The organism is Bradyrhizobium sp. WSM1743 (assembly GCF_000473065.1).
Classification (GTDB): domain Bacteria; phylum Pseudomonadota; class Alphaproteobacteria; order Rhizobiales; family Xanthobacteraceae; genus Bradyrhizobium.
Window position 1 is genome coordinate 125102 of sequence record NZ_AXAZ01000010.1, and the last position, 25546, is coordinate 150647.

Sequence of the window (25546 nt, forward strand, 5' to 3'; positions counted from 1 at the left end):
TCTCGCGGCATCGAGCTTAAGCTGATTTGCGCCGAAAAGGAGCCGGAACCGCTGCGGCTTCCCGGCCAAGGGCGGCGAATTCGGCCAATACGCGCTCGGCACAGATGACGCGATTGCGGCCGAGCCGTTTGGCGACATAGAGCGCCTCGTCGGCCGCACCCAGCAGCCGGTCGGGGCTGCCATCGGCGCCACTGGGAATCTGGCTTGCGACGCCGACGCTGAGGGTGACGTGGTCGCCGGCACCCGTGGCGCCATGGGCGATCTGCAAGGCCATGACGGCGCTACGGATCTCCTCGGCGACGATGCAGGCGGTGTCGCAATCCATGTCCGGCAGGATCAGCGCGAACTCCTCGCCGCCATAGCGGCTGGCGAGGTCGAGTGGGCGCACGGCATGCCGGCTGACGGCGGCAGCGACCGCGCGCAGGCATTCGTCGCCGCTCTGATGGCCGTGGCGGTCGTTGAACAGCTTGAAATGGTCGACGTCGACGAACAGCAGCGCCAGCGGCTTCTGTGTGCGCTGGGCGCGGGCCCATTCGCTCATCAGCATCTGGTCGAAGGCGCGGCGGTTCGACAGGCCGGTCAGACCGTCCTTGGTGGCAAGCTCCTTCAGCGCCATCTCGGCGCGCTTCTGGTCGGTGAGGTCGCGCAGCGTCTCCACCACCGCGATCAGCTGGCCGGCCTCGTCATGGATCGGGCCGGCGTCGATGGCGAGATAGAGCTGGTTGCCGAGCTTCGGCATCACGCACCAGTTCTCTGCGGAAAAACCGAGGCCGTTATGGCCGCGCGCGGCATATTCCGAATAGTATTCCGGCAGTTGCTCCGGCCGGTCGAGCGCGACGAGGTCGGCAAGGCATGGGCGCTTGGTCTCGTAGAAGGCCTGCCAGTGGTTGCTGGTGCCGATCACCTCGGAGGCGGCGACGCCGGTCAGCCGCTCGCAGGCCCTGTTCCAGATCACGACGCGGCGCTTCGGGTCGATCACGAAGGTCGGCACCACCAGGTGCTGCATCAGCCGCACCGCGTAGGAATCCGCGACATCGACGCTCTTGCGCGACTTCGCCATCAGGCCACCGCCGCCACGGGCAAGGTCCCGGGCAAGCCATCGTCGGAACCGAACAGCTTTCGCACTTCGCTGGCCGGCTTCGGCGCGCTGAACAGATAGCCCTGCATCTGCGTGCAGCCGAGCGCGCGCAGCATGTCGCGCTGCGCCTCGGTCTCGACGCCCTCGGCGACCGTGGTCATGTTGCTGGCGGCGGCGATGTTCACCACCGCCTGCACGATGACAGGCGCGCCGCTCGCCTCTGCGATGTCGGCGACAAAGCAGCGGTCGATCTTGATCTTGTCGAACGGGAAGCGCTTCAGATAGCTCAGCGAGGAGTAGCCGGTGCCGAAATCGTCGAGCGCGATGCGCACACCGATCGAGCGCAGCTGATGCAGGATCGAGAGCGCCGCCTCGTCGTCGCGGATCAGCACGGCCTCGGTGATCTCGAGCTCGAGCCGGCGCGGGTCCAGCCCGGAGGCGGCGAGCGCGCCCGCAATCCGCAGCGCCAGCGTGTCGCATTTGAGTTGCACCGGCGAGACGTTGACCGCGACACGGACATGCGCCGGCCAGGTCGCGGCCTCGTTGCAGGCCATGCGCAGCACCCAATCGCCGAGCTCGGTGATCAAGCCGGTGTCCTCGGCGACCGGAATGAACTCCGTCGGCGACACCATGCCGCGCTCGGGATGCCGCCAGCGCAGCAGCGCCTCGCAGCCCGACACTTCACTGGTGCGCAGGTCGACCAGCGGCTGATAGTGAATCTCGAAGCCGCCATTCACCAGGGCCTGCCGCAGATCCAGCTCCATGCTCAGGCGTGCCTTGGCGCTCGCATCCATTTCCGGCTCGAAGAAGCGGTGGGTGCGGCGCCCCTCGGCCTTGGCGCCGTACATCGCGAGGTCGGCGTTCTTGATCAGCTGGTCGAGATCGGTGCCGTCCTGCGGCGCCAGCGCGATCCCGATGCTGGCATCGGTCGAGAGCTGATGGCCGAGGCAATGATAGGGTTGTCGTATCGCCTGGTAGATCCGCGTCACGAAGGACAGCACGTCGGCGGACGATCCGATCCCGGTCTGGATCACCGCAAACTCGTCGCCGCCGAGCCGCGCGATCAGGTCGCCCTGCTTGAGGCAGCCGCGCAAGCGGCCCGCAATCGCTTTCAGCAGCTCGTCGCCGACATGGTGGCCGAGCGAATCGTTGATGCCCTTGAATTCGTCGACGTCGATGTAGAGCAGGGCGAACTGGCAGCCGTCGGCGACCTTCGCCAGCTCGCGTTCGATCTGCTCGCGGAACAGGGTCCGGTTCGGCAGGTCGGTCAGCGCATCGTAATGCGCCATATGCGCGATCTTCTCGTCGGCGCGACGCCGCTCGGTGACGTCGTCGATGACATGGATGAGATAACGCGGCTCGCCGGCTTCATCGCGGATGCCGATCCGGGTCGAGGTGATGTAGCGCAGCCCCATGCCCGGCATGTGCCAGGCGTGCTCGTCCTTGAACAATCCCTTGGCCGATTTCAGCGCGCTGCTGTCGTCCTCGGTGATGTGGGCGGCGGGCCCTTCGGGGAAGATGTCGAAAGCAGTCTTGCCGACGACATCCTGACGAGACTGGCCGAACAGCTGCTCGGCGACGACGTTGAGCAGCAGATATTCCCGCGTACGCGCGTCCTTCACGGTGATCTGCGAGGGGATATGATCGATGATCTCGCGGAGGAAGGTGTGGTTGCGATCGCGCTCCTGCTCCAAGTCGCGGCGCTCAGTGATGTCTTCGATCGTGGCGACCCAGCCGCCCTGCGCCAGCGGGGTGTTGATGACATGGAAGGCGCGACCGTTGGCCAGCTGATGAGTTCTCGTGGAGACCGTGCCCTCGGCGACGATCCGCATGACCTCCGCGCAAAATTCCTCGACGTTGCCGTCGAACGCGCCACGCTCCTTGCGATGGTACATCGCCTCGTGAATGTGGCAGCCGGGCTTGATGACGTCGTGGGACAGACCGAACATGTCGGCGTAGCGGCGATTGCAAATGACGATGTATCCGGCGGCATCGTACAGGATCAGCCCCTGGGACATGTTGTTGAGGGCGGTGTCCAGCCGCTGCCGCTCCAATTCGATTCGCTCCTGGGCCTCGCGGTTCTGCCGGTTGATCTGCCGAATGATGAGATAGAGGATCAGCGCGACCACGGCTGCCGAGAAGCCTGCCGTTGCGACCAGGACGCCGGTCTGCTGCCGCCAGTCCGCGAGCGCAGCCGACATCGTATTGGTCGCGACGATGATCAGGGGAAAATGATTCAGGGACGCGGCCGAGCCCAGCCGGTCCTCGCCGTCGATCGGGCTCTTGACGCGAAGCGTCTGCTGACCGCCCCTGGTCAGCACCTTTTGCATCAGCGGGGCGTGCTTGAAACTGCGTCCGATCAATTCTTCGACGTGCGGATAGCGGGCCAGCATCTTGCCCTCGCGATCGAACAGCGAGATCGCCGTACCCTCGGCAAGCGCGACGGATGCGAAATACTGGCGGTAGCTGTCCGGGTCGATGCGCCGGACCATCGCACCGAGGAAGGTGCCATCGGCGCCGGTCAGCCGGCGTGCGACGATCGTGGTCCATTTGTCGATGATGAAGCTGCGGACCGATTCCAGGATGACCGGCTCGGCCGTTGGATTCGATTTGAACGTCTGGAAATAAGCGCGCGAGGAGACGCTGATCTTGGGCAGGGGTTGGGCCCGCGACCAGTTGATCAGCTCGCCGTCGGCATCATAGATCGCGATGTCACCGAGATAGGACACGGAGCCGATCCTGCTGCGCAGCATCTGGTTCATCGCAGGTCCGGACATGCGTTCGCGGAACATTGCGGGCGAGGTGATGTCAGGCAGGTTCATCTGCCCGATCACATCGGCGGCGACGATGTCGGAATCCTGGAATTGCTGATCGAAGTGCCGCGCGATCAGCTGCACCGTATTTTCCAGCTCGCGTTCGCGGTTGACGAGGGCCCGCTCGCGAAACTCGCCGACGGCCACGGCCGTGACGATGAAAATGCCCGCGACCAGCAACACGCCGCACAGGGTCAGCCACAGCACAGGACCACGCCGCGCTAAGACCTCCCAGCCGTTCCTCGCGGCTAAAGATATTCCGGCTGCAACCGTGGAATAGACCTGGCGCATTCCCCCTCCCTGGTGGAACAGGAATACATCGCAGAAATGGCGCAAACCTTAGGAAAACCAGTTACCTAAGCATTAACCCGGTCGCGTGGTCGCGTCCGTAGGCCGCGAAGCGGGAATCTCGTTGCGGTTGCGCGGCGCGCGCAATCGCTGCTCTGCATCATGAATGCCGGCTTAGTGCGTGCCGCCCGCACTCTTGCCGCCGCCGGCCTTCCGCAGTCGTCCGACCACGCCGGTCGGGAAGAAGTAGACGCTGGCGATGAAGAGCAGCCCGAGCCACAGCAGCCAGCGGTCGGGATGCAACAGCCCCGGCAGCAGCGGCAGGCCGGATTCGCCCGCCGCCTGGGAGGCGACACCCATCAGCGACTGCAAATAGTTCTGGGCGAGGATGAAGATGGTGGCGCCGATGATCGCGCCGTAGATCGTGCCCATGCCGCCGATCACGACCATCAGCAGGATGTCCAGCATGATCGAGAAGCTGAGCGAGGTGTCCGGACCGGCATAGCGCAGCCACAGCGCGTTCAAAATGCCGGCGCTCGCGGCGACGAGCGCAGCAAGGCAGTTGGCGTAGGTCAGGTGGAAAACGGTGCGGAAACCGAGCGCCTCGGCGCGAAACCGGTTCTCGCGGATCGCCTGCAGCACGCGCCCGAACGGCGAGTTCACGACGCGCAGCAAAGCGAGGATCATCAGGGCCGAGATGGCGAGCACCAGGTAGTAGGTGAAGATGCGGCCGTTGACCTCGAAGCCGAACAGGCTCTTGGAGATCAGCACCGTGCCGGGGCGCAGCAGCTCCGGCAGCTGAAAGCTGCGACCGTCCTCGCCGCCGGTCAGCCAGGACAGCTGCGAGGCCAGCACCTGGAACGCTGACGCCACGGCCAGCGTGATCATGGCAAAGAAGATCGCGGCAACCCTCAGCGAGAACAGCCCGATCGCGAGCGCAAGCAGCGCGGCGAGCGGCAGGCCGGTGACGATAGCGGTGGCGACCGCGGCCCAGTTCGGGCCCATCCCGTACAGCGCGATCGCGATGGCGTAGCTGCCGATGCCGTAGAACATGGTGTGGGCGAACGACACCGAGCCGGTGTAGCCGAGCAGCAGGTCGTAGGAGGCGACCAGCGCGGCAAAGACGCAGATCTTGGCCGCGACGTTCAGCGCCTTGGCACCCGGAAACAGGAACGGCGTTGCCGCCAGTGCCAGGATGATGACGACGAGAAGAAGCGTGAGCACGCGGCTCTTCGGCGGATCGCCTGAGAGGATCATCATCGGCTGGTCACCGCATAGAGGCCGCGCGGCCGCCACATCAGAACGGCGACCATCAGCAGGATGTTGGAGACGAGGGCGAGTTTTGGCACCAGGAAGCCGCCGTAATTGGCGACCATGGCGACGAGAATCGCGCCGATGAAGCAGCCGCCGATCGATCCCAGGCCGCCGATGATGACGACGATGAAGATCAGGACGGTGAGGTCGTCGCTCATGGAGGCGTGCACCTGCTCGCGATAGAGCGCCCACATCACGCCGCCGAGGCCGGCCAGCGCCGATCCCGTCATGAACACGCCGAGGAACAGGCGGCGGATGCGGTAGCCGAGCGCTTCCACCATCTCGCGGTTCTCGACACCGGCGCGGATGAGGAGGCCGAGCTTGGTGCGGTTGAGCACGAGCTGGATCGCGATGAAGACGGCGAGCCCGATCAGCATCGCCAGTACGCGGTATTTGGCGATCGCGACGTCGCCGAGAATGAAGGAGCCGCGTAGCGAGGTCGGCAACGGCATCGGGATGATCTGCGGTCCCCACAGCGCATAGAGCGTCTGCTCGGCGACGATCAGGCCGCCGGTCGTCATCAGGATCTGCTTCAGATGCTGGCCGTAGACCGGCAGAATCAGCACCCGCTCGACGACGAGGCCGAGCGCGCCCGAGACCGCCATCGACAGCAGCGCGGCCGGGCCCAGCACGGCGAGGTTCATCCACAGCGAGTCCGCCTGGATGGACGCCGCAAACGGCGCCAGCACCAAGGTGGCGACATAGGCGCCGACGGCGATGAAGGCGCCGTGGCCGAAATTGAGCACGTCCATCAGGCCGAACACCAGCGTGAGGCCCGAGGCCATGATGAAGATCATCATGCCCATGGCAAGGCTCGCGGCGGTCAGCGTCAGCCAGGATGAGGTCGATCCGATCAACGGGATCATCAGAAGGGCGAGGGCGACCGGCAGCAGGATCGGCGCGAGATCGCGCTTCGGCTTCGGCAGCGGATCGGTTGCGGCAAGGTCTGTCACTGATGCGCCTCCAGGCTCAGGCCGAGCAGCCGCTCCTGCAGCGGCACGTCGGCGGCGAGCGCCGCCATCTCGCCGCGATGAACGATGGTGCCGTTGTCCATGACGAGTACGGTGTCGCCGAGCTCGCGGGCGGCAAAGAAGTTCTGTTCGACCAGCAGGATCGTTGCGCCCTTGCGCTTGATCTCCTTCAGGCACTCGATCAGCGCCATCACGATGGCGGGCGCGAGGCCCTTGGTCGGCTCGTCGATCAAGAGCAGCTTGCGCGGCTCGATGATGGCGCGCGCAATCGACAGCATCTGCTTCTGCCCGCCCGACAGGCTTCCCGCGCGCGACAGCCAGAAGCGGCGCAGCGCCGGAAAGAAGCCGAAGATCCAGTCGAGCTGGGTGTCGTCGAGCGGCCCGTCGCGGGCTGCGAGCACCAGGTTTTCCTTGACTGTCAGATCGGAGAACACCGCCATGCTCTCCGGCACGTAACCGACGCCGCGCCTTGCGATGTCGGGCGTCGCAAGGCTCTCGATGCGCTCGCCGGCGAGGGTGATCTCGCCCTTCGAGGCCTGCCATAGGCCCATGATGGTGCGCAGCGTCGTGGTCTTGCCGGCGCCGTTGCGGCCGAGCAGCATCGTCACCTGCCCTTGTGGGACGGCGAGATCGATGCCCTGGAGGATGTGATAGCGCCCGATATGGGTGTGCACGCCGGAGAGTTTCAAGAGATCGGTCATGCGGCACTCTTCGGTGCGACGCCGAGATAGGCTTCCTGCACGATCGGCGAGGCGATCACCTCGGCCGGCGGTCCATCTGCAACAAGTTGTCCGTTGTGCAGCACGATGATGCGGTCGGCGAGCGAGCGCACCACGTCCATCTTGTGCTCGACCAGCAGGATGATCTTGCTCCTGTCCTGCTTGAGCTGCGCGATGAGGTTCAGAACGACCGGCACCTCGTCGATGCTCATGCCGGCGGTGGGCTCGTCGAACATGAAGACTTTTGGCTCCAGCGCGATCATCAGCGCCACCTCGAGCTTGCGCTGGTCGCCATGGGACAGCGCGGTGGCGGCGACGCCGCGGCGATTGCCGAGCGCGACCTGGTCGAGGATGGCGTCGGCGCGCGCGATCAGGTCGCGGCGCACCATCCAGGGCCGCAGCATGTCGTAATGGGTGCCGCTGGCGGCCTGCACCGCGAGGCGGACGTTTTCTTCCACGGTGAGATTCGGGAACAGGTTGGTGAGCTGGAAGGCGCGCCCGAGGCCTGCGCGCGTGCGCAGCGGCGCGGAATGCTGGGTGATGTCGGTGCCGTCAAACAGGATGCTGCCGTGTGAGGCGCGCAGCTGGCCCGAGATCAAATTGAAATAGGTGGTCTTGCCGGCGCCGTTCGGCCCGACGATGGCGGTGAGCTCGCCCGGGCGAAACGTGCAGGAGACGTTGTTGACCGCGATATGACCGCCGAAGCGGATGGTGAGGTCGCGGGTTTCGAGGGTGAGGGGCATGAGAAATTTCGATCGGATTTGGATGAAGATCTATCCACGATCACAGTGGGCTCCCTCCCCCGCTTGCGGGGGAGGGGTGGGGAGAGGGTGTCACCGCAGGCGAGAGCCCCCAAGAGGAAAGAGCCCTCTCCCGGCCTCTCCCGCAAGCGGGGGAGGTGAAGCAAGAAAGATCACCGCTTGTTCTTGACGGGAACGTCCATGTCCTCGATCTTCAGCTCGCGCACCGGCTCGAGCACGGCCCAGGCGACGTTCGGATCGACCTTGACCTTGAAGTGATACATGCTCTGCAGCGCCTGATGGTCTTCTTTCCGGAACACCATCTTGCCCTTCGGCGTGTCGAACTCCAGGCCCTCCATCGCCGTGATCAGCTTCTCGGTGTCGGTCGACTTCGCCTTGGTGACGGCGGCGACGACGGACATCGCGGCGGCAAAGCCGCCCGCGGTGAAGAAGTCCGGCGGCGCGTTGAAGCGCTTCTGATGCTCGGCGACCAGCCAGTCGTTCACCGGGTTCTTCGGGATCTCATAGAAGTAATAGGTCGCGCCTTCCATGCCGGGCAGGCCCTTATAGGCGGCGAGCGCCGGCAGGATGTTGCCGCCGGTGGAGAGCTCGATGCCGTAGCGCTTCGGATCCATGTCCTGGAGCTTGGCCAGCGGATTGCCGGCGCCGGCCCAGATCACCCAGATCACCTTGCGGCCCGGCTTGTCCTTCAGCGCGTCGAACAGGCGCTGGCCGACTGCGGTGAAGTCGGTGGTCGAGGTCGGGGCATATTCTTCGGCCGCGAGCGTCGCGCCGGTCTTGGCGAGTGCCTCCTTGAAGGCGGCGACGCCGTCGCGGCCGAAGGCATAGTCCTGCGCCAGCGTCGCCACGGTGACGCCCTGCTTGCCGATCGCGACCGCGTTGGAGATCGCGTCCTGCGAGGAATTGCGCGCAGTGCGGAAGATGTAGCGATTCCACTTCTCGCCGGTAATCTGGTCCGCGACCGCGGGCTCGACGATCAGGATCTTCTTGTTCTCCTCGGCGACCGGAAGAATGGCGAGCGCAGCGGCCGACGAGGTCGTGCCGATCGCGATATCGGCCTTGTCGTCCTGATAGGCTTCGGCGAGTGCAGCCTTGGCAAGGTCCGGCTTGCCCTGGTCGTCCTTGGTGATGACGACGATCTTGCGGCCATCGAGCGTCATCGTGCCCTTGGTGGCGTATTCAAAACCCATCTTCAGGCCGGTCTCGGTCTGCTTCGCGTAGGCCTCGAGCGGGCCGGTCTTGCCGTAGATCAGCGCGACCTTGAGATCGTCGGCCCGTGCGGAGGTGCTCGCGGCGAGCGCGAGAATGGTTGTTGTTATGATGAGTGATCGACGCACGATGGTCCCTCCTGATTCAAAGTTTCTCGGCAACAGCGATTTGCACAAGCTTGCGAACATTGCAATTGAACCTTCCGCCTGAACATGTCGGCCTTTCGAACATGCATCATTTTTGAGCTGGCCGCGCAGCGCCGGCTCCCTCGGCCTGACGCCGATCCGACTGCGCTTCCTCCGCACTCTCGAAGATGTGCGGCGCGACGCCGCGCTTCTCCAGCGCCTCGCCGAGCTTGATGCGCAGGAAGCCCGACGTGGTGTAGCGCGACACGCCGGAATAGAAGCGGTCGACGAGGCTGCGGACCATCGCGGAATAGTCGTCCATCAGCTCCGGCAGGATGGAAAAATTGTCATAATTGACGATGGCGTAGACCCGGCGTCCGAGCGGCGCGAGCTTCGCCTCGACGATGGCAGCGATGGTGTCGATCTCCGCCTTGCTGCGCAGCGGATAGCGCTCGAGATTGACGAAGAACAGGTTCTGCTGCTCGTCCAGCGTGAAGCGCTGGTCGAGCGGGATGGTGAGCAGGCGCTCGCGCAGCTCCATGAGCCCGTCGCCGAAGATGCGCGCGTCCATCAGGGTGGGGTCGCGCGGGATCAACGGCTTGAAATCCATCAGGCGCAGGATGTCGCGCTCGATGTCGATGCCGGGCGCGATTTCGGTGAGCTCGAGCCCGTCGGGCCGGAGCTCGAACACGCAACGCTCGGTGACGTACAGCGTGCGCTGCTTGCGTGCGGCGGCAAACGGGCCGCTGAAGGTGACGTGCTCGACGCTCTCGACGAATTTGCGCGACTTGGCTTCGTCGAGGATGACGAGTTTCCCGTCGCGCACCGCGACGCGCTGCTTGCCCGCACCGAACGTGCCGACGAACACGACTTCCTTGGCATTCTGGCTGATGTTGATGAAGCCGCCGGCCCCGGCGAGCTTCGGTCCGAACTTGCTGACATTGAGGTTGCCGGCGCGGTCGACCTGGGCGAGGCCGAGGAAGGCGGCGTCCAAACCGCCGCCGTCGTAGAAGTCGAACTGATAGGGCTGGTCGATCACCGCCTGCGTGTTGATCGCAGCGCCAAAGTCGATGCCGCTCGCCGGGATGCCGCCGATCACGCCGGGCTCTGCCGTCAGCGTGATGAGGTCGATGATGCGCTCTTCGTTGGCGACCGAGGCGATGCCCTCCGGCATGCCGATGCCGAGATTGACGACGCTGTTGGCCTTCAGCTCCAGGGCGGCGCGCCGCGCGATGATCTTGCGCTCGCTGATCGGCATCACCGGCAGCGAAGCCGCGCGGACGCGGATCTCGCTCGAGAAAGCCGGATTGTATTGCGTGCCAAAAGTCTGCCAGTGGTTCTCGGGCCTCGCCACGACGACGCAGTCGACGAGAATGCCGGGAATCTTGACCTCGCGCGGATTGAGGCTGCCGGCTTCGGCGACGCGCTCGACCTGGGCGATGACGATGCCGCCGGAATTATGCGCCGCCATGGCGATGGCCAGCGCCTCGAGCGTCAGCGCCTCCTTCTCCATGGTGAGATTGCCGTCGGGATCGCCGGTGGTGGCGCGGATGATCCCGACATCGATCGGGAACGTCTTGTAGAGCAGGCACTCCTCGCCGCGGAGCGTGATCAGCTCCACCATGTCCTCGGTGGTGCGTGCGTTCAGCTTGCCGCCGCCGTGCCGGGGGTCGACGAAGGTGCCCATGCCGACGCGGGTGATGTGGCCGGGCCGGTGCGCGGCGATGTCGCGGAACAGATGCGTGATGACGCCTTGCGGCAGGTTGTAGGCCTCGATCTGGTTCGCGATCGCGAGCTGCTGCAGTTTCGGCGCAAGGCCCCAATGCCCGCCGATCACGCGCCGCACCAGCCCTTCATGCGCGAAATGATTGAGGCCGCGCTGCTTGCCGTCGCCTTGCCCGGCCGCATAGACCAGCGTCAGATTGCGCGGCTTGCCCTGCGTGTAGGGTGCATCGCCCTCGTGGGACAGATAGAGCTCCTCCAACGCGATCGCGATCTCCTCGGCAAAGCCGATGCCGACGAAGCCGCCCGTCGCCACCGTGTCGCCGTCGCGGATCAGCATGACCGCCTCGGCCGCCGAGACGACCTTGCCCTTCTCGGAATTGCGCAAATAGGGCAGAGCTGGATGGTGGCTCACGGCGTTCCTCCCGATCCCTTTCGACCGCATGCCGTTATTGTTTTGCGTTGATCTTATCGCGGGAAGCAGCCCTGGAATAGCTTGCTCCCGCGAGGAAGACAGCAAAGAGCAAGGTCCGCGCCAGATCCCGCTGGTTCGCGGAAAGCGGCCAAAGCTACGGCAATTTCCGCATGTCCCCGGCCGAAGAGTAACCGGGCACCGTGTCCGGAATCCGAGACTCCGGACGGTCCCGTGTCTCGAAACTCAGACGGGCGCCGATCCCGAGGCGAGGCCGAACTTGGCGAGCTTCTTGTAGAAGGTCGCGCGCGAGATCCGCAGCATCCTCGCGGCCTTGGTGATCTGGCCGTTGCTGGCGGCGAGTGCCTGCTCGAGCGTGTGCTTCTCGAACTCGGCCTCGGCTTCGGCATAGGGCACCACCGTTCCGGCCGGGCGCTCGGGCGGTGCAAGCCTGACCTCGGTGCCGACGGGGAGAATGCGGGCGACATCCTCGCCGGTCAGCCGCCCGGAATCGCTGAGGATCAGCGCGCGCTCGAGGATGTTGCGGAGCTCGCGGACATTGCCCGGCCAATCATAGCGGGCGAGCGCGGCGAGCGCGCTCGGCGTGATCTTCGCCTTGACGTAGTCGCCCGACGCGCTGATGTCGTCGAGCAGCCGGGCGCAGATGTCGGGGAGATCGTCGAGGCAGTGACGCAGCGGCGGCAGGTCGACCGAGAGCACGTTGAGACGGTAGTAAAGATCGGCGCGAAATGCGCCGTCGCTGACGCGCTTGCGCAGGTCGACATTGGTCGCGGCGATGACGCGGACGTCGACCCTGGTGATCTTGTCAGACCCGAGCGGCTCGATCTCGCGCTCCTGGAGCACCCGCAGGAGCTTTGCCTGGAGCTGCAGCGGCATCTCGCCGATCTCGTCGAGGAACAGCGTGCCGCCGTCGGCAATGCGGAATTTGCCCTCGCGCCCCCTGCGGTCGGCGCCGGTATAGGCGCCCGGCGCTGTGCCGAAGAACTCCGACTCGATCAGCGTGTCCGGGATCGCAGCGACGTTGACGCTGACGAACGGCTTCTCCGCGCGCGAGGAGGCGTTGTGGATCGCCTGCGCCAGCATCTCCTTGCCCGTTCCGGTCTCGCCGGTGAGCAGCACCGTGACGCTCTGTCGCGCCGCACGGCTTGCCAGCTCCTTGGCCCGCGCGATTCCCGGCGTCGTGCCGACGAAATCGGCGAAGGTGAAACGCGCCGCGCGCGCGTTGGACAGTTGCCGCCGCGCCAGCCGCAGATCGCTCTCGAGCTGGGCGACGCGGGCGAGCAGCGGCTTCAGGCTTTCGAGATGATCATAGAGCACGAAGCCGATCGCACCGATCACCGTCCCGTTCTCGTCCTCGATCGGCATGCGGGTGACGACGAGCTGCTCGCCGCCGAGCTCCATGATGTCGAGCAGGATCGGCTCGCCGGTCTCGGCCACCTTCCGCATCAGGCTGTTCGGGATGACCTCCTCGATCGACCGGCCGATCGCCTCGGTGGTATGGTTGAGACCGAGCGCGGCGAGATATTTCTCGTTGACGTAGACCACGCGTCCGCCGCGATCGATCGCAATCGCACCCTCGCAGAGCTTTTCCAGCCGCTCGAACAGCGTCTCCATCGCGCGCGCACGGAGATAGGCGGGATCGCTGATGGAGGAGGCGGGCATGACGTACCTCGCGGGAAGTCTGGCTGCTTATTAGCAAAAGGCCAGCAATTTCAAAGGGGGAATTGATTGAAGGGCCGCCCGCGCCACTGTCATGCCCCGGCTTGACCGGGGCATCCAGTACGCCGCGGCCCATCGACTTAACCACAATCGTCTCGGCGTACTGGGTCGCCCGGTCAAGCCGGGCGACGACACCGAGATTGCAGCGGCTGCCGTCGGCTTACCTTCGATACCCGCTCGCGCGCGAATAGCCTTGGCGATTCTGTTGCATCGGGCGGCTCGCCACGCTGACCCGCGCCTCGCTGGAGACGGGCGTTGCGAGCTTCAGCTCCTCCAGGAAGATCGGCCGCGAGAAGTAATAGCCCTGTGCGTAGCGGATCTTGGTCGCGGCCTGCAGATAAGCCAGCTCCTCGTAGGATTCGAGGCCTTCGGCAATCACCGTCATGCCGAGCGCCTCGCTCAAGGATTCGATCGCGCGCAGGATGCCCTGGCTGCGCGGGCGCTTATGGATGTCGGTGATGAAGGAGCGGTCGATCTTGATCTCGTCGGCGGTGATGTCAGCGAGCGCCGAGAGCGAGGAATAGCCGGTGCCGAAATCGTCGATGGAGATGCCGACACCGAGCTTGCGGAACATCGGCAGGATCTCGGCCTGGAAGTGATTCTTGGCGACGAAGGCGTCTTCCGTCACCTCGATCATGAAGCGATGGGGAAAGCCGGTGTCGTCCAGCGCCTGCGCAAAGCTGCGCATGAATTCGGGATTGCCGGCCTGCTTGGCGGCGACGTTGATGCTGATCGTCGCGTCCGCGCCGAACGTGTCGTTGATCAGGTCGATCGATTTGACGATCTCGGCGAGCACGAGATGGGTCAGCTCGTCGATCAGGCCGAGCTCGCCGGCGAGGTTGATGAACGAACCCGGCGCCTGGATCACGCCTTCGTCGTCGCGCAGGCGTACCAATGCCTCGATGCCCTTCACGGCCTGTGTGCGGATGTCGACCTTGGACTGGAAGGCGCAGCAGAAGCGCTTTTCCAGGATGGCGAGCCGTAGCGACTGCTCGACCTTCATCCGCGCCTGCGCCTCGCGCTCCATGCTGGAGTCGAAGAAAGCGGCCAGTCCCTTGCCGTTGTTCTTGATGCGGTACATCGCGATGTCGGCGTTCTGCCGCAGCGTCTCGAAGCTGCGTCCGTGGTCGGGATAGAGGCTGATGCCGACCGAGGTCGAGGCGAAGACTTCCGAATGGTCGATGAAGAACGGCGCGGTCAGCCGCTCCAGCGTCGATTGGATGAATTCGGCGACTTCCTCCTGGCTCTGGACCGGGGAGAGCAACAGCAGGAACTCGTCGCCGGAGATGCGCGACAGCATGTCGGAATCGCGTAAGTCGCGCCCGAGTCGCTTCGACAGCTCGACCAGCAGCGCGTCGCCCACGGCGTGGCCGTAATAGTCGTTGATGTGCTTGAAATTGTCGACGTCGAGAAAGGCCAGCGCAAAGCGCTCACTGCTGCGATCGCGCGCGAGCAGGCTGTTGGCGCGATGCTCGATCACGCGCCGCGAGGGCAGCCCGGTCAGCTCGTCGAAATAGGCCGAGCGGAACAGCTGGTCCTCGAAATTCTTCTGCTCGGTGATGTCGGAGGACGCCGAGATCAGGAGGTCGCGTCCGGCGAGGCGAACGGGACGATGGGTCGTGAGCAGCACCTGGCGCGCCGCGCCGTCGTGCAGCGCTTCCTCGGTGACGATGGCCTGGCCGGCGCTCAGCGCCTTCCGGCAGGCTTCACGACGCGGCGCCAGATCGGGCGAGGGACGGCTGCCGTCCATCCCGAGCTGGGCGGCGGCGGCATCGTTAACCAGCAGAAGCTCGCCATGCGCGTCCTGCACGGTGAGGCCGGCAGGCAGCATTCTAACGATTTCCTTGAGAAAACCGAGCTCGGCTTCAGTCGCGCCGGAATATTCATTGTCGTTCATAGAAGTCATGAATCTTGTTGTTTCAGCGCGCCTTTGCAATGGGCGCGATCTTGCGCAGTTCCCTCTTAAGTTTGGTTAAGGGGTCGGGAGAAATACGGGGGTGTTTTGGAGAATACTTGCGGCGATGCGACGCGCGCCGACGATCGTCATTAACAGAGCGTCAACGGCAATGGGAAAGCGCGCGCGACCTTCGCGCTTCTCTTTCGTTTGCTTCAGGTCCAGCGCAGGATTTGGGTTGAATTGATGGCCGCGAGGTCGGTGCACCTCTCCCGCTTGCGGGAGAGGCATAGGCCGCCCTTGGCGGCCGTTCTTAAGAACGCCGAGGCGCAGCCTCGGCTATGCCGAAGGCACGGGTGAGGGCTTTCTCCTCTTGGGGGTTCTCGATTGTGGAGACACCCTCTCCCCAACCCTCCCCGCAAGCGGCCCGCAAGCGGGAGAGGGAGCACACCTCCTACGTTGCGACGTTTGAGCCCAAACGTATCTTGGTCTAACCGCTCTTGGGGATTCGGCATTGCATGATGCAATGCAGCCCGGACTTGAGATACGAGATCTCGGTCCTGCCATCGAAGGCCGACAGTGCCGATTTCAGCAGCTTGGTGCCGAAGCCGGGCTCGGACACCTTGTCCACGCTCGGGCCCTCGGTTTCGTCCCAGATGATGGTCAGGCGGTCGTCGTTGATGGTCCAAGACACCTGCAATAGACCGCGCGGTGCGGAGAATGCGCCGTACTTGCCTGCATTGGTGGCGAGCTCGTGAAACATCAATGACAGCGTGACGGCGAGCTTTGGCGGCAGGAACAGCCGCTCACCATTGAGGGTGAAGCGGACATGGCCATAGGGCCCGAGCTCGGAGATCAAGAGGTCGCGGATATCGCAGCCCCCTTTGTCGATCCGCGAGATCAGATCGTCGGTCGCGGCCAGCGAGCGCAGCCGGGGATCGACCCGGGCCCAAACCTGCGGCTGGTCGTGCAGCACCTGGTGCAGTACGGCATGCACTGTCGACAGCTTGTTCTTCAGCCGGTGCTGGAGCTCGTCGACCAGCAGCTTGCGATAATCTTCTTCCTCGATCAGGCGTTTGGAGATCCGGCGCTGCTCCGCCAGCATGGTGCGATAGTGCTCGACACCCCAGATGGTGATCGCGCAGACGGTCCAGTAAAGCGCCAGCAGCGCAAATCGCGCGCGATCGGCAATAGCATCGCCGAAATTCAGGACGACGCCGAGCACGCCGCCGACCAGCGCCGTCACAATGCCGATCCGGAATCCGCCCAGGGCAGCGGCAAAGAACACGGCCGGGATGTACGGCGTGAAGTAGATGTCGGGGCGAACCTGAGCGAGACCCCAGCGGACCAGGGTCGAACCCAACAGGCAGATCACCGCAAACGAGATGCTCAGACCCAGCGAGGGCGGCGCCGCGCCCTGCCAGCCCTTGCGGAACTCGTCGATCAGCTTCCCCATGCGCAGCCCAGTTGCGACAGGCGTTCGAAACGCGAGCGGCCCGTGAGGATGTTACGCATGCCGCCCGCACCAGCATAGCTTGCCTTGTCGGAAGCGGGCAGGAATAGTGGCCACTGCGGCGACGGCCGACATTCGCCATTTGGCATCAAATCACTCGAAAACAGGAACATTCCATGGGCAGGCTGGACGGCAAGGTTGCGGTGATTACGGGGGCGACGAGCGGGATCGGATTGCGCACTGCGGAAGTCTTCGTTGCCGAAGGTGCCAAAATTGTGATCGCGGGTCGGCGCGTAGCGGAAGGCGAGGCGCTGGCGAAGCAGCTGGGAGAGACTTGCATCTTCCGCCAGACCGACGTGACCGTCGAAGCGCAGATGCAGGCGCTAATCGCGCTCGCGGTCGAGAAATTCGGCAGGATCGATTGCCTGTTCAACAATGCCGGCGGGCCGGCGCAGACCGGCGGCATCGAGGGCCTCGAGGTCGAGCGGTTCGATGCGGCGATGGCGACGCTGGTGCGCAGCGTCATGCTCGGCATGAAGCACGCCGCGCCCTACATGAGGAAGCAGGGGGCGGGCAGCATCATCAACAATGGCAGCATCGCCGGCCGCCTTGCCGGCTTCTCGTCGTCGATGGTCTATAGCGCGGCCAAGGCCGCGGTGATCCATCTCACCAAATGCGTGGCGATGGAGCTCGGCGAATCCAACGTCCGCGTCAACTCGATCTCGCCCGGCGCCATCGCAACCGGCATCTTCGGCAAGGCGCTGGGGCTCTCGACCGATGCAGCGGAGAAGACGCCGGCGGTGATGCGCGAGGTCTACAAGACCGCGCAGCCGATCCCGCGCGCCGGCCTTCCCGATGACATCGCCCATGCCGCGGTGTTCCTGGCCAGCGACGAATCCAGCTTCGTCAACGGCCACGACCTCGTCGTCGACGGCGCCATGACCGGCGGCCGCAACTGGAGCCAGCAGCAGCAGGGCTATGTGGCCTTGCGCAAGGCGTTCGATCAGGGGACGTAGCGACACGGCGAGGTGCCGTAGGGTGGGCAAAGGCGCGCTCTTCGCGCGCCGTGCCCACCATCGACGTTCGAGCGCGGAGAGGCGTGGTGGCCACGCTTCGCTTTGCCCACCCTACGATACTGTGCCCCGGACGCAGCGCAGCGCTTCTTCAGCGCTGCGCTGCAGAGCCGGGGCCCATTCTCCAAACTAAACGTGTCGCAAGATTCTGGGTCCCGGCTCGCGCTTTGCGCGTCCGGGCACGAGACGCTCACACCGCCTTCACCTGCACCCGCAGCCCGTCCCGCGGCTTCGGGATCGGCCACATCTGCCAGTCCGGCTTGTAGCCGGGCTCCAGCCACACCTCGATGTTCTCCAAAAAGTGCCGCGCGAAGCATTTCGCCTGCATATAGGCGAAGTGCAGGCCGATGCACATATGCGCGCCGCCGCCGAACGGCACGAAGGCGAAGCGGTGGCGGCCACGCTGGGCTTCCTCGGTGAAGCGCAGCGGATCGAAGCGATCCGGCTCCGGCCAGATCTCCTTCATGTGGTGCGTATAGAGCGGATTGATGCCGACCGCGGTGCCGGCGGGGATCGCAAAACCCTTGAAGCTGAAATCGCGCATCGCGCGGCGCGGCATCGACGGCACCGGCGGCTTGATCCGCAGCGCTTCCTTGAACGCCATCTCCGATAGCGGCATCCTTTCGAGATCATCGAAGCTGCTCGGCGCGCCGCGGGCAAGTCCGAGCGCGAGAACCTCCGCGCGCAACCTGTCCTGCCAGTCCGGATTGGCGGCGAGCTCGCCGATGAAGGAGGTCAGCGACGAGGTCAGCGTGTCGTGCGCCGCCATCATCAGGAAGCTCATATGGTCGATGATGTCCTGCTCCGAGAGCAGGGCGCCGTCCTCATGGGTGGCGCGGCAGAGCTGCGAGAATAGATCGTCACCGCCATGATTGTCGCGGCGGAGCGGAATCTGCTCCCGGAAATAGGCGACGATGCGCTTGCGCCCCTTCACCCCTCGCGCCATCTGGGTGCCGGGCAGGGGGCGGCGGACCGGCGAAACGGAGGCGGCGACCATGTCGACAAAGGCGCGGTTGATCTCGTCGACCTCAGGTCCGATATCGGCGCCGAGGAAGGACGCGGCCGCAAGGTCGAGCGTGAGCTGCTTCATCGCCGGATAGAGCTGCATCTCGCCCGGCATTGCCTTCCATTGCGCGACGCGGGCAGAAATGCCGCGGTCGAGATCGGCGAGATAGGACTTCATCGGCCCGGACTTGAATGCGACCGAGAGCGCCTTGCGATGCAGCCGGTGCTCGTCGAAATCGAGCAGCATCAGCCCGCGCGGAAACAGCAGGCCCAGAACCTTGTTCCAGCCATGCGTCGAGGAGAACAGCTTTTGCTGGTCGAACAGCACGAGCTCGTTGGCCTCGGGCCCGAGCAGGACGACATTGGTCTCGCCGAAAAAGTGCGTGCGGTAGACCAGGCCGTATTTGGCGCCGTTCGCTTCGATATGGCCCTTGGGATCGGCGAGCACCTGAAAGGTCTTCCCAATGATCGGCCAGCCTTCGTCGCCGGGGATGTGGGTCAGCTCATTGCGCTTCGGCGGAGTAAACTGAAGCGCAGGGGCGGCCACATTCTGCATCGACATGACGATTGCTCCGGTAGGCTGACCCGGACAACATAGCACATCCACACACGATGACTGCGTCCGTCCTTCGAGACGCCCGCCTTCGGCGGGCCCTCAGGATGAGGACCGAGTGCGCGGCAGCAGTTTCAACGGATACCGATGCTGCCTGGCCTCATCCTGAGGAGACCGCTGGAAGCGGTCGTCTCGAAGGACGAGGCGCTCGCTCAGACGCCGCCAAGACGTTCTGTCGAACCGGCGGCCATGCTGCCTACCGCTTCGCCGCTTCCTTCTGCAAATCGGGGGCGTTGACGGCGGGGATGGCGACGCGGCCGGGGCCGGTCACCTTCAGCGCCTCGGCGGCCTTCTCGTTCTCCATGATCTTGGCCATCACGGCCTGACCCGCACGCTCGAAGATCGCGCGGTTCTCAATGACGAATTTTTGCGACTTGCGAAGACCGTCGATATAGCCGTTGATCTCGGGCACGACGTAGCGCGCCACCATGTCCCAGCTCCGGCGGGTGGCTTCCGGATTGGCCCAGTCGTGCACGAAGCCGATGATGGCGCCGACGCCGCCCGACACCTGCATCACGTTCTTGATGGTCTTGACGAGATCGTCGGGCGTGCCGATCGTGGACGCGGCACCCTCGACGAAGGCGGTCTTGTCCACGGCTTCATCGGGCGAGGAGAACGCAGTGAGCCCCGGCCGCTGCAGCGTGCCGACATTATACTCGTTGTGCCAGCGCATCAGGCCCGCGCCGGCCTCGCGGCGGGCTTGTTCACGCGTTTCGGCGATGTGCCAGGTGAGGAGCACGCGCCAATCGGCGCGGTCGACCTTCGTGCCGTGCTTCTTGGCGGCATCCTCCGCGAACTGCCATTGCTGCTGCAGCGACATCAGTCCCTGCGTCGTCATCGAGCCCAGCGAGATGATGCCGATGCCGTATTTGCCGGCGAGCGTCATGCCGGAGGGCGAGATCTGCGAGGCCACCACGAACGGCATCTCCTCCTGCAAGGGGAGGATCTGCAGCGCGGCGTCGTTCATGGTGAACCACTCGCTCTTGGCGGTAACGCGCTCGCCGTTGAAGAGGCGGCGGATGATGCCGATCGCCTCGTCCTGGCGGTCGCGCTGGGTCATCGGATCGATGCCGAGCGTGTGCGCATCGGAGGCCAGCGCGCCCGGACCGGAGCCGAAGATGGCGCGGCCGCCGGTCATGTGGTCGAGCTGCACCATGCGCTGGGCGACGTTGAAGGGATGGTGATAGGGCAGTGACACCACGCCGGTGCCGAGCTTGATCCGCTTGGTGCGCTCGCCGGCGGCGGCCAGGAACATCTCGGGCGATGCGATCATCTCCCAGCCGGAGGAATGATGCTCGCCGCACCAGAACTCGTCATAGCCGAGCGCATCCAGCTGCTCGACCAGGTCGAGATCCCGCCGGAGCTGCAGCATCGGATGCTCCCCGATCGGGTGATGCGGGGCAAGGAAGGCTCCGAATTTCAAGCGCGCCATGGCGTTCTCTCCGGCTTTCATTTTCTGTTTGTTGAGGCGGCGAGGCTACGTGCTCGCGGAAGCGAACGCAATCGCACGATGTCCCGCATGGCGGAATGCAGGCATGCGCGTAGGCGAGATGAGATGTCTCGTCTCCCCCTCCCCATTCTTACGGGGAGAGAGCCGGGTGAGGGGCAGCCGGGTGAGGGGCTGCTTCCGCAAATACGACGATAGAGAGTGCGCGGAGAATCCCCTCACTCGGATTGCATCTCCGATGCAATCCGACCTTTCCCCGCAAGCGGGGCGAGGCGAAGCGCGCCGCCTTCGCCGGAATCCTACCTGGGAGGTAATCGCGACGCTGCATCCGATCTGAGACCATTTGGACTGCCAAGTCCGAAAGAAGCCTCCAATGCACCAGATCGTCACAAAACAAATCGATTCCTCCCGCCGTTGGTGGGTACTAACCATCGTCGTGGCCGCCCAGTTCATGTTCGGCGTCGATGCCTTCGTGGTCAATGTCGCGATTCCCACCATTGCGGTCGAGCTGAAAGCCTCGCCGGCCGAGATCGAATCCATCATCGCGATCTACCTGATCGCCTATGCCACGCTGGTCGTGACCGGCGGCCGACTCGGCGACATCCACGGCACCAAGAATGTCTTCCTCGCCGGCGTGCTCGGCTTCACCCTGACCTCGCTGTGGTGCGGTCTCGCGCAATCCGGCGTCGAGCTGATCATCGCGCGGCTGGCGCAGGGCGCGACTGCGGCGCTGATGGTGCCGCAGGTGCTGGCGACGCTGCACCTTTTGTTCACCGACGCCGAGCGCAACCGCGCATTCGCCATTTACGGCATCGTGCTCGGGCTCGCGGGGGCCGCGGGCTTCCTGCTCGGCGGCCTTCTCGTCACGGTCGATCTCGCCGGCACCGGCTGGCGCGCGGTGTTCTTCGTCAACGTGCCGTTTGGCCTTGCCATCGCGGCTGCGGCCTGGCGCATCATGCCGTCGGCGCCGCGACGGGTTGGCACAAGGCTCGACGTCAAGGGCAGCGTGGTGCTGTTCGCGGGACTGTTGTGCCTGATCGGCCCGATGCTGTTCGGTCACGATGTCGGCTGGGCGCCGTGGCTGTGGGCGGTGATGGGAAGCGGAGCCGTGATTCTCGCCGCCTTCCTGAAGCTGGAGCAGGCGGTCGCACGCGCCGGCGGCATGCCGCTGATCGATCTCACGCTGCTGGCGGACGCCGCCTTCCTGCGTGGCCTCGGCGCGGCGTTCTTCTTCTTCGTCGCCAATCTCTCGTTCTATCTGGTGATGACGCTGTTCATGCAGCGCGGCCTGAATATCCCACCGCTCGTGGCCGGCCTCGCCTTCATTCCGCTTGCGCTCGCCTTCGTCGTGGCATCGCGCCACAGCGGCGTTCGGGCGCGCCAGCGCGGCACCAAGGTGTTGACTGAAGGTTGCGCGATTCAGATTGCTGGCCTCGCTGCGCTCGCGCTTGTTGCGGGCTATGTCGATGCGCCGTCGCCGCTCCTGCTTGCGCTGACCATGATCATCTTCGGCTACGGTCAAGGATTGGTGATGGCGCCGCTCTCTGGCGCGGTGCTCTCGAGCGTGAAGCCGGTAGCCGCAGGCTCGGCCTCCGGCATCTACGGCACGACGGCGCAGATCGGAAATGCGGCCGGAGTGGCCGCAATCGGCGCGGCGTTCTTCGCGATCGAATCGTTGCAATCAGCGCGCGCAGGATTTCTCGCCTCGCTCGTGCTGTTTGTGACGTTAATCATGGCCTGCACCGCATTTCTGACGCGGATGCGCCGCGCATCTGCATGAAGTTGAGGCATTGCGGTTAACACAAGCAGATTTCCGCGGGATTTCCCGCGATTTTCGCGGGATCGACAGCACACGGTCTTTTTATTTCGCAATGCAGCAACTATCTGGTGGTGCTTAACGTTGAAAGTCGCCCACCAGGAAATTGCCGTGTCGTTAGCCCGAAATGTCGATCTGTTGAGACGTCTGCCCAAGCTGGACGGTCTGCGCTTTGCCGAGCTCGGCCGCAGCGCGGATTCATCCAGCCCGCTGGAGGAGGTCACGGGCTTCGGTGACAATCCGGGGGCCTTGCGCATGTTCGCGTTCGTGCCGGCGCAGCTCCAGAAGCCGCGCGCGCTCGTCGTCGTGCTGCATGGCTGCGGCCAGACCGCGGCCGGTTACGATCTCGGCGCGGGCTGGTCGACGCTGGCGAAGCATTACGGCTTTGCGCTGCTGATGCCCGAGCAGCAGCGCATCAACAACGCCAACACCTGCTTCAACTGGTTCAATCCGGAGGACACCGCACGGGACAGCGGCGAAGCGCATTCGATCCGCGAGATGATCGCGCATATGACGGACGCGCACCGCATCGATCCCAGGCGCGTCTTCATCACCGGCCTGTCGGCCGGCGGCGGCATGACGTCGGTGATGCTCGCGACCTATCCGGAGGTCTTCGCGGCCGGTGCGATCATCGCCGGACTGCCCTACGGCATCGCCTCGAATCTGCGCGAGGCGCTGGACGGCATGTTTCATTCCCCAGCGCGTCCCGCGCGCGAGCTCGGCGATCTCGTGCGCAGCGCCTCTGATCATCGTGGCCCCTGGCCAAAGGTCTCCGTGTGGCACGGCAGCGCCGACCGCACCGTCAATCCCGGCAACGCCAACGAAATCGTCAAGCAGTGGCTCGATCTGCACGATCTGCCCGAAGTGCCGATGGCGGAGACCAATGTCGATGGCTATCCGCGCCAGGCCTGGTGGAACAAGGACGGCGAGACGCTGGTCGAGTCCTACGCCATCACCGACATGGCGCATGGCACGCCGCTTGGGCTAGCCGACAATGACCAGCGCTACGGCGTCGAAGGTGCGTTCCTGATCGAGGCCGGCATTTCCTCGTCCTATCACATCGCAAAGTTCTTCGGCCTGACAGGTTGGATTGCAGAGGCGAAGAAAAAGGCTGAGGCAAAGCCGGCCCTGACGCCCGCGCCGCATCTCGCTCGCTCGATCCGCGCCGCGGTTGCCGAGCAACCGGCCGAGCCGCAGCGCGAGCAGGCCCGCGGTTTCGATCTCGGCCAGATCATCACGCGCGCGCTCACGGCCGCGGGGCTCATGAAGTAGCTCCGCTCCCACTGTCGTCCCGGACAAGCGCGCCTTAAAGCGCGCCGATCCGGGACCTATAACCACAGGCGAACGTGGTTGCGGGACTCGCAGTTATCAGGCCGCCCCAAACTCCTCACTTAGTCATGAGTCCCCGATCTGCGCTTGCGCTTGTCCGGGACGACAGTTGAGTTTGGGCGACGCCGTCGCTTCATTACGACGCCGTCTGATCGATCCACTCGATCGGCGTCACCGTCACCTCGCCGCCGGCGACCTTTCGCGTCATCTCCTGATAAGCCCTAAAGAAGTCGCGCGATTGCAGAGTTTTTTGCGCGGCTTCGTCGGTGACGCTGGCAAGGTGGAAATAGCTGCCGTCGTCTCTAGCCTTCAGGACGCGATAGCCGATCTGTCCCTTCAGTTCCGGATCGCCGTCGATCGCCTTGATGAACCGGGCGATCTCCCGGTGCCATTCCTCCGTCGTGCCGTTCTTGAACTGGTATCTGATCATGAAGTGCTTCATGTGACGCTCCTGACTTCGTCTTGTGCGCCATCATCTGCGCCTTGCGCACGATCCTGCAAGTATGGACAAAATTGATAGTATGGACTTTTTCGCCGCCGCTCCTATCCTCCTCGCTTGCTGGATGCTCGTGGAGGAGACGACATGGCCAAGGCACTGGCGAAGGCAAGAGCGACCCCGGCGCGCGCCTGTCCGGTTGCTGCGTTTCAGAAGATGATCAGCGGCAAGTACAAGCTGCGCATCGTCTGGGATCTCAAGGACGGCCCGCGCCGCTATGGCGAGATCAGGAGCGGTCTGCTGCGCGGCACCGAGGGCAGCGCCGAGATTACCCCGCGCGTCCTCAGCCGCGAATTGAAGGCGCTGACCGAGAGCGGCCTGATCGACCGCAAGGATTTCGGCGAGGTGCCGCCGAAGGTCGAGTATCGCCTCACGCGCAAGGGCAAGAGTTTCGTGCCCGTCGTCGCCGCCATTCGTGAATGGGGCGAGCGCAATCTCGGTGAAGCAGCGGCGCTCTTGGACGCCGCCGAATAGAACTTACATCTCGCCCGTAATGAACGGATTGGTCATCCGCTCCTGGCCGATGCTCGAGCCGGCGCCATGGCCGCAGATGAAGCCGACATCGTCGCCGAGCGGCAGCAGTTTTGTCAGAATCGAGTTGATCAGCGTGGCGTGACTGCCGCCGGGCAGATCGGTGCGGCCGACCGAGCCCGCGAACAGGACGTCGCCGACATGGGCAAAACGCAGATCCTTGTTGAAGAACACCACGCTGCCGGGCGAATGACCCGGGCAGTGCAGGATGTCGAACCGCAAACCGCCAATCGACACGCTGTCGCCTTCGTCGAGCCAGCGGTCAGGCGTGAAATCGCGTCCTCCGGTCATGCCGAAGCGCGCGCCGCTTGCGACGACATTGTCGAGCAGGAACTTGTCCGCGACATGCGGGCCCTCGATCGGCACCTTCAGCGCATCGCGCAAGTCCGCCGCGCCGCCGACATGGTCGATATGGCCGTGGGTCAGCCAGATCTTCTCCACGGTGACGCCGGTCTGCTTGATCGCATCCAGGATCTTCGGCACGTCGCCGCCGGGATCGATCACCACCGCCCTCTTGGAAGGCTCGTCCCAGATGATGGTGCAGTTCTGCTCGAACAGCGTCACGGGAACGATGATCGCGCCCGCCTTGGCTTTGGTGTCGTTTTGCTCGCTCATGAGCTCACAATGCCGATTTTTGCCAAGCCGCCAAGCAAAAGATTCGGGCCAGCCGGAACGAGCCCGGGAACAACCGTCACACGGCCGTCCCATTTGGCCTGCCAATTTGAACGGGGGCGTTG

Annotated in this window: 19 protein-coding genes; 4 read left to right on the top strand and 15 right to left on the bottom strand. The window is 64.6% G+C overall.

From position 1 onward, the window contains the following. Nucleotides 1-16 precede the first annotated feature (16 nt). From YU9_RS0108640 to YU9_RS0108690, 11 genes are all read right to left on the bottom strand, one after another. Nucleotides 17-1060 carry a diguanylate cyclase gene (locus YU9_RS0108640; RefSeq protein ID WP_027572440.1) on the bottom strand — a complete coding sequence of 348 codons (1044 nt, stop codon included), beginning with the start codon at nt 1058-1060 and terminating at the stop codon, nt 17-19. Beyond that, complete coding sequence (locus YU9_RS0108645; protein ID WP_027572441.1) at nt 1060-4182, bottom strand: EAL domain-containing protein; 3123 nt, start codon at nt 4180-4182, stop codon at nt 1060-1062. The genes YU9_RS0108640 and YU9_RS0108645 overlap by 1 nt, the downstream gene beginning before the upstream one ends. A 171-nt stretch (nt 4183-4353) precedes the next feature. After that, nucleotides 4354-5439 (bottom strand): branched-chain amino acid ABC transporter permease, encoded by a 1086-nt coding sequence (locus YU9_RS0108650; RefSeq protein ID WP_198028216.1) that lies wholly within the window; start codon nt 5437-5439, stop codon nt 4354-4356. Continuing rightward, nucleotides 5436-6446, bottom strand: coding sequence for a branched-chain amino acid ABC transporter permease (locus YU9_RS0108655; RefSeq protein WP_027572443.1), 1011 nt, complete (start codon nt 6444-6446; stop codon nt 5436-5438). The genes YU9_RS0108650 and YU9_RS0108655 overlap by 4 nt, the downstream gene beginning before the upstream one ends. Further along, nucleotides 6443-7165 (bottom strand): ABC transporter ATP-binding protein, encoded by a 723-nt coding sequence (locus YU9_RS0108660; RefSeq protein ID WP_027572444.1) that lies wholly within the window; start codon nt 7163-7165, stop codon nt 6443-6445. The genes YU9_RS0108655 and YU9_RS0108660 overlap by 4 nt, the downstream gene beginning before the upstream one ends. Beyond that, nucleotides 7162-7926 (bottom strand): ABC transporter ATP-binding protein, encoded by a 765-nt coding sequence (locus tag YU9_RS0108665; RefSeq protein ID WP_027572445.1) that lies wholly within the window; start codon nt 7924-7926, stop codon nt 7162-7164. Before YU9_RS0108665 ends, YU9_RS0108660 begins: the two co-directional genes overlap by 4 nt. A 170-nt stretch (nt 7927-8096) precedes the next feature. Continuing rightward, complete coding sequence (locus YU9_RS0108670) at nt 8097-9281, bottom strand: substrate-binding domain-containing protein (RefSeq protein ID WP_027572446.1); 1185 nt, start codon at nt 9279-9281, stop codon at nt 8097-8099. Nucleotides 9282-9387: 106 nt separating this feature from the next. Next, nucleotides 9388-11415 (bottom strand): acyl CoA:acetate/3-ketoacid CoA transferase, encoded by a 2028-nt coding sequence (locus YU9_RS0108675; RefSeq protein WP_027572447.1) that lies wholly within the window; start codon nt 11413-11415, stop codon nt 9388-9390. Nucleotides 11416-11658: 243 nt separating this feature from the next. After that, nucleotides 11659-13095 carry a sigma-54-dependent Fis family transcriptional regulator gene (locus YU9_RS0108680; RefSeq protein WP_027572448.1) on the bottom strand — a complete coding sequence of 479 codons (1437 nt, stop codon included), beginning with the start codon at nt 13093-13095 and terminating at the stop codon, nt 11659-11661. A 217-nt stretch (nt 13096-13312) separates the two neighbouring features. Beyond that, a complete protein-coding gene (locus YU9_RS0108685) occupies nt 13313-15049 on the bottom strand; it encodes a bifunctional diguanylate cyclase/phosphodiesterase (RefSeq protein ID WP_027572449.1) in 1737 nt (578 codons plus the stop codon). Between the two features lie 487 nt (nt 15050-15536). Continuing rightward, nucleotides 15537-16502 (bottom strand): sensor histidine kinase, encoded by a 966-nt coding sequence (locus YU9_RS0108690; RefSeq protein ID WP_027572450.1) that lies wholly within the window; start codon nt 16500-16502, stop codon nt 15537-15539. A 173-nt stretch (nt 16503-16675) separates the two neighbouring features. On the opposite strand from YU9_RS0108690, the gene YU9_RS0108695 reads away from it, so the two are divergent. Further along, complete coding sequence (locus tag YU9_RS0108695; RefSeq protein WP_027572451.1) at nt 16676-17515, top strand: SDR family NAD(P)-dependent oxidoreductase; 840 nt, start codon at nt 16676-16678, stop codon at nt 17513-17515. 247 nt (nt 17516-17762) lie between these two features. On the opposite strand, the gene YU9_RS0108700 is transcribed toward YU9_RS0108695, so the two are convergent. Then, the gene (locus YU9_RS0108700; RefSeq protein ID WP_027572452.1) at nt 17763-19139 is read right to left on the bottom strand and encodes a cytochrome P450; all 1377 of its coding nucleotides are present in this window, start codon (nt 19137-19139) and stop codon (nt 17763-17765) included. 247 nt (nt 19140-19386) lie between these two features. Further along, complete coding sequence (locus YU9_RS0108705; protein ID WP_027572453.1) at nt 19387-20622, bottom strand: LLM class flavin-dependent oxidoreductase; 1236 nt, start codon at nt 20620-20622, stop codon at nt 19387-19389. Nucleotides 20623-21010: 388 nt separating this feature from the next. Between YU9_RS0108705 and YU9_RS0108710 the strand changes: the two genes are divergently transcribed. Next, nucleotides 21011-22417, top strand: coding sequence for an MFS transporter (locus YU9_RS0108710; protein ID WP_027572454.1), 1407 nt, complete (start codon nt 21011-21013; stop codon nt 22415-22417). Nucleotides 22418-22564: 147 nt separating this feature from the next. After that, on the top strand, nt 22565-23725 hold the full coding sequence (locus tag YU9_RS0108715; RefSeq protein ID WP_027572455.1) for a PHB depolymerase family esterase: 1161 nt from the start codon (nt 22565-22567) through the stop codon (nt 23723-23725). A gap of 193 nt (nt 23726-23918) precedes the next feature. Here YU9_RS0108715 and YU9_RS0108720 read toward each other — a convergent pair whose 3' ends face one another. Further along, nucleotides 23919-24224: a hypothetical protein gene (locus YU9_RS0108720; RefSeq protein ID WP_027572456.1), complete on the bottom strand. Its 306-nt coding sequence runs from the start codon at nt 24222-24224 to the stop codon at nt 23919-23921. 141 nt (nt 24225-24365) lie between these two features. Between YU9_RS0108720 and YU9_RS0108725 the strand changes: the two genes are divergently transcribed. After that, complete coding sequence (locus YU9_RS0108725) at nt 24366-24752, top strand: helix-turn-helix domain-containing protein (RefSeq protein WP_027572457.1); 387 nt, start codon at nt 24366-24368, stop codon at nt 24750-24752. 3 nt (nt 24753-24755) lie between these two features. On the opposite strand, the gene YU9_RS0108730 is transcribed toward YU9_RS0108725, so the two are convergent. After that, nucleotides 24756-25424, bottom strand: a complete 669-nt coding sequence (locus tag YU9_RS0108730) for an MBL fold metallo-hydrolase (RefSeq protein ID WP_027572458.1) — start codon at nt 25422-25424, stop codon at nt 24756-24758. Between the last annotated feature and the right edge of the window lie 122 nt (nt 25425-25546).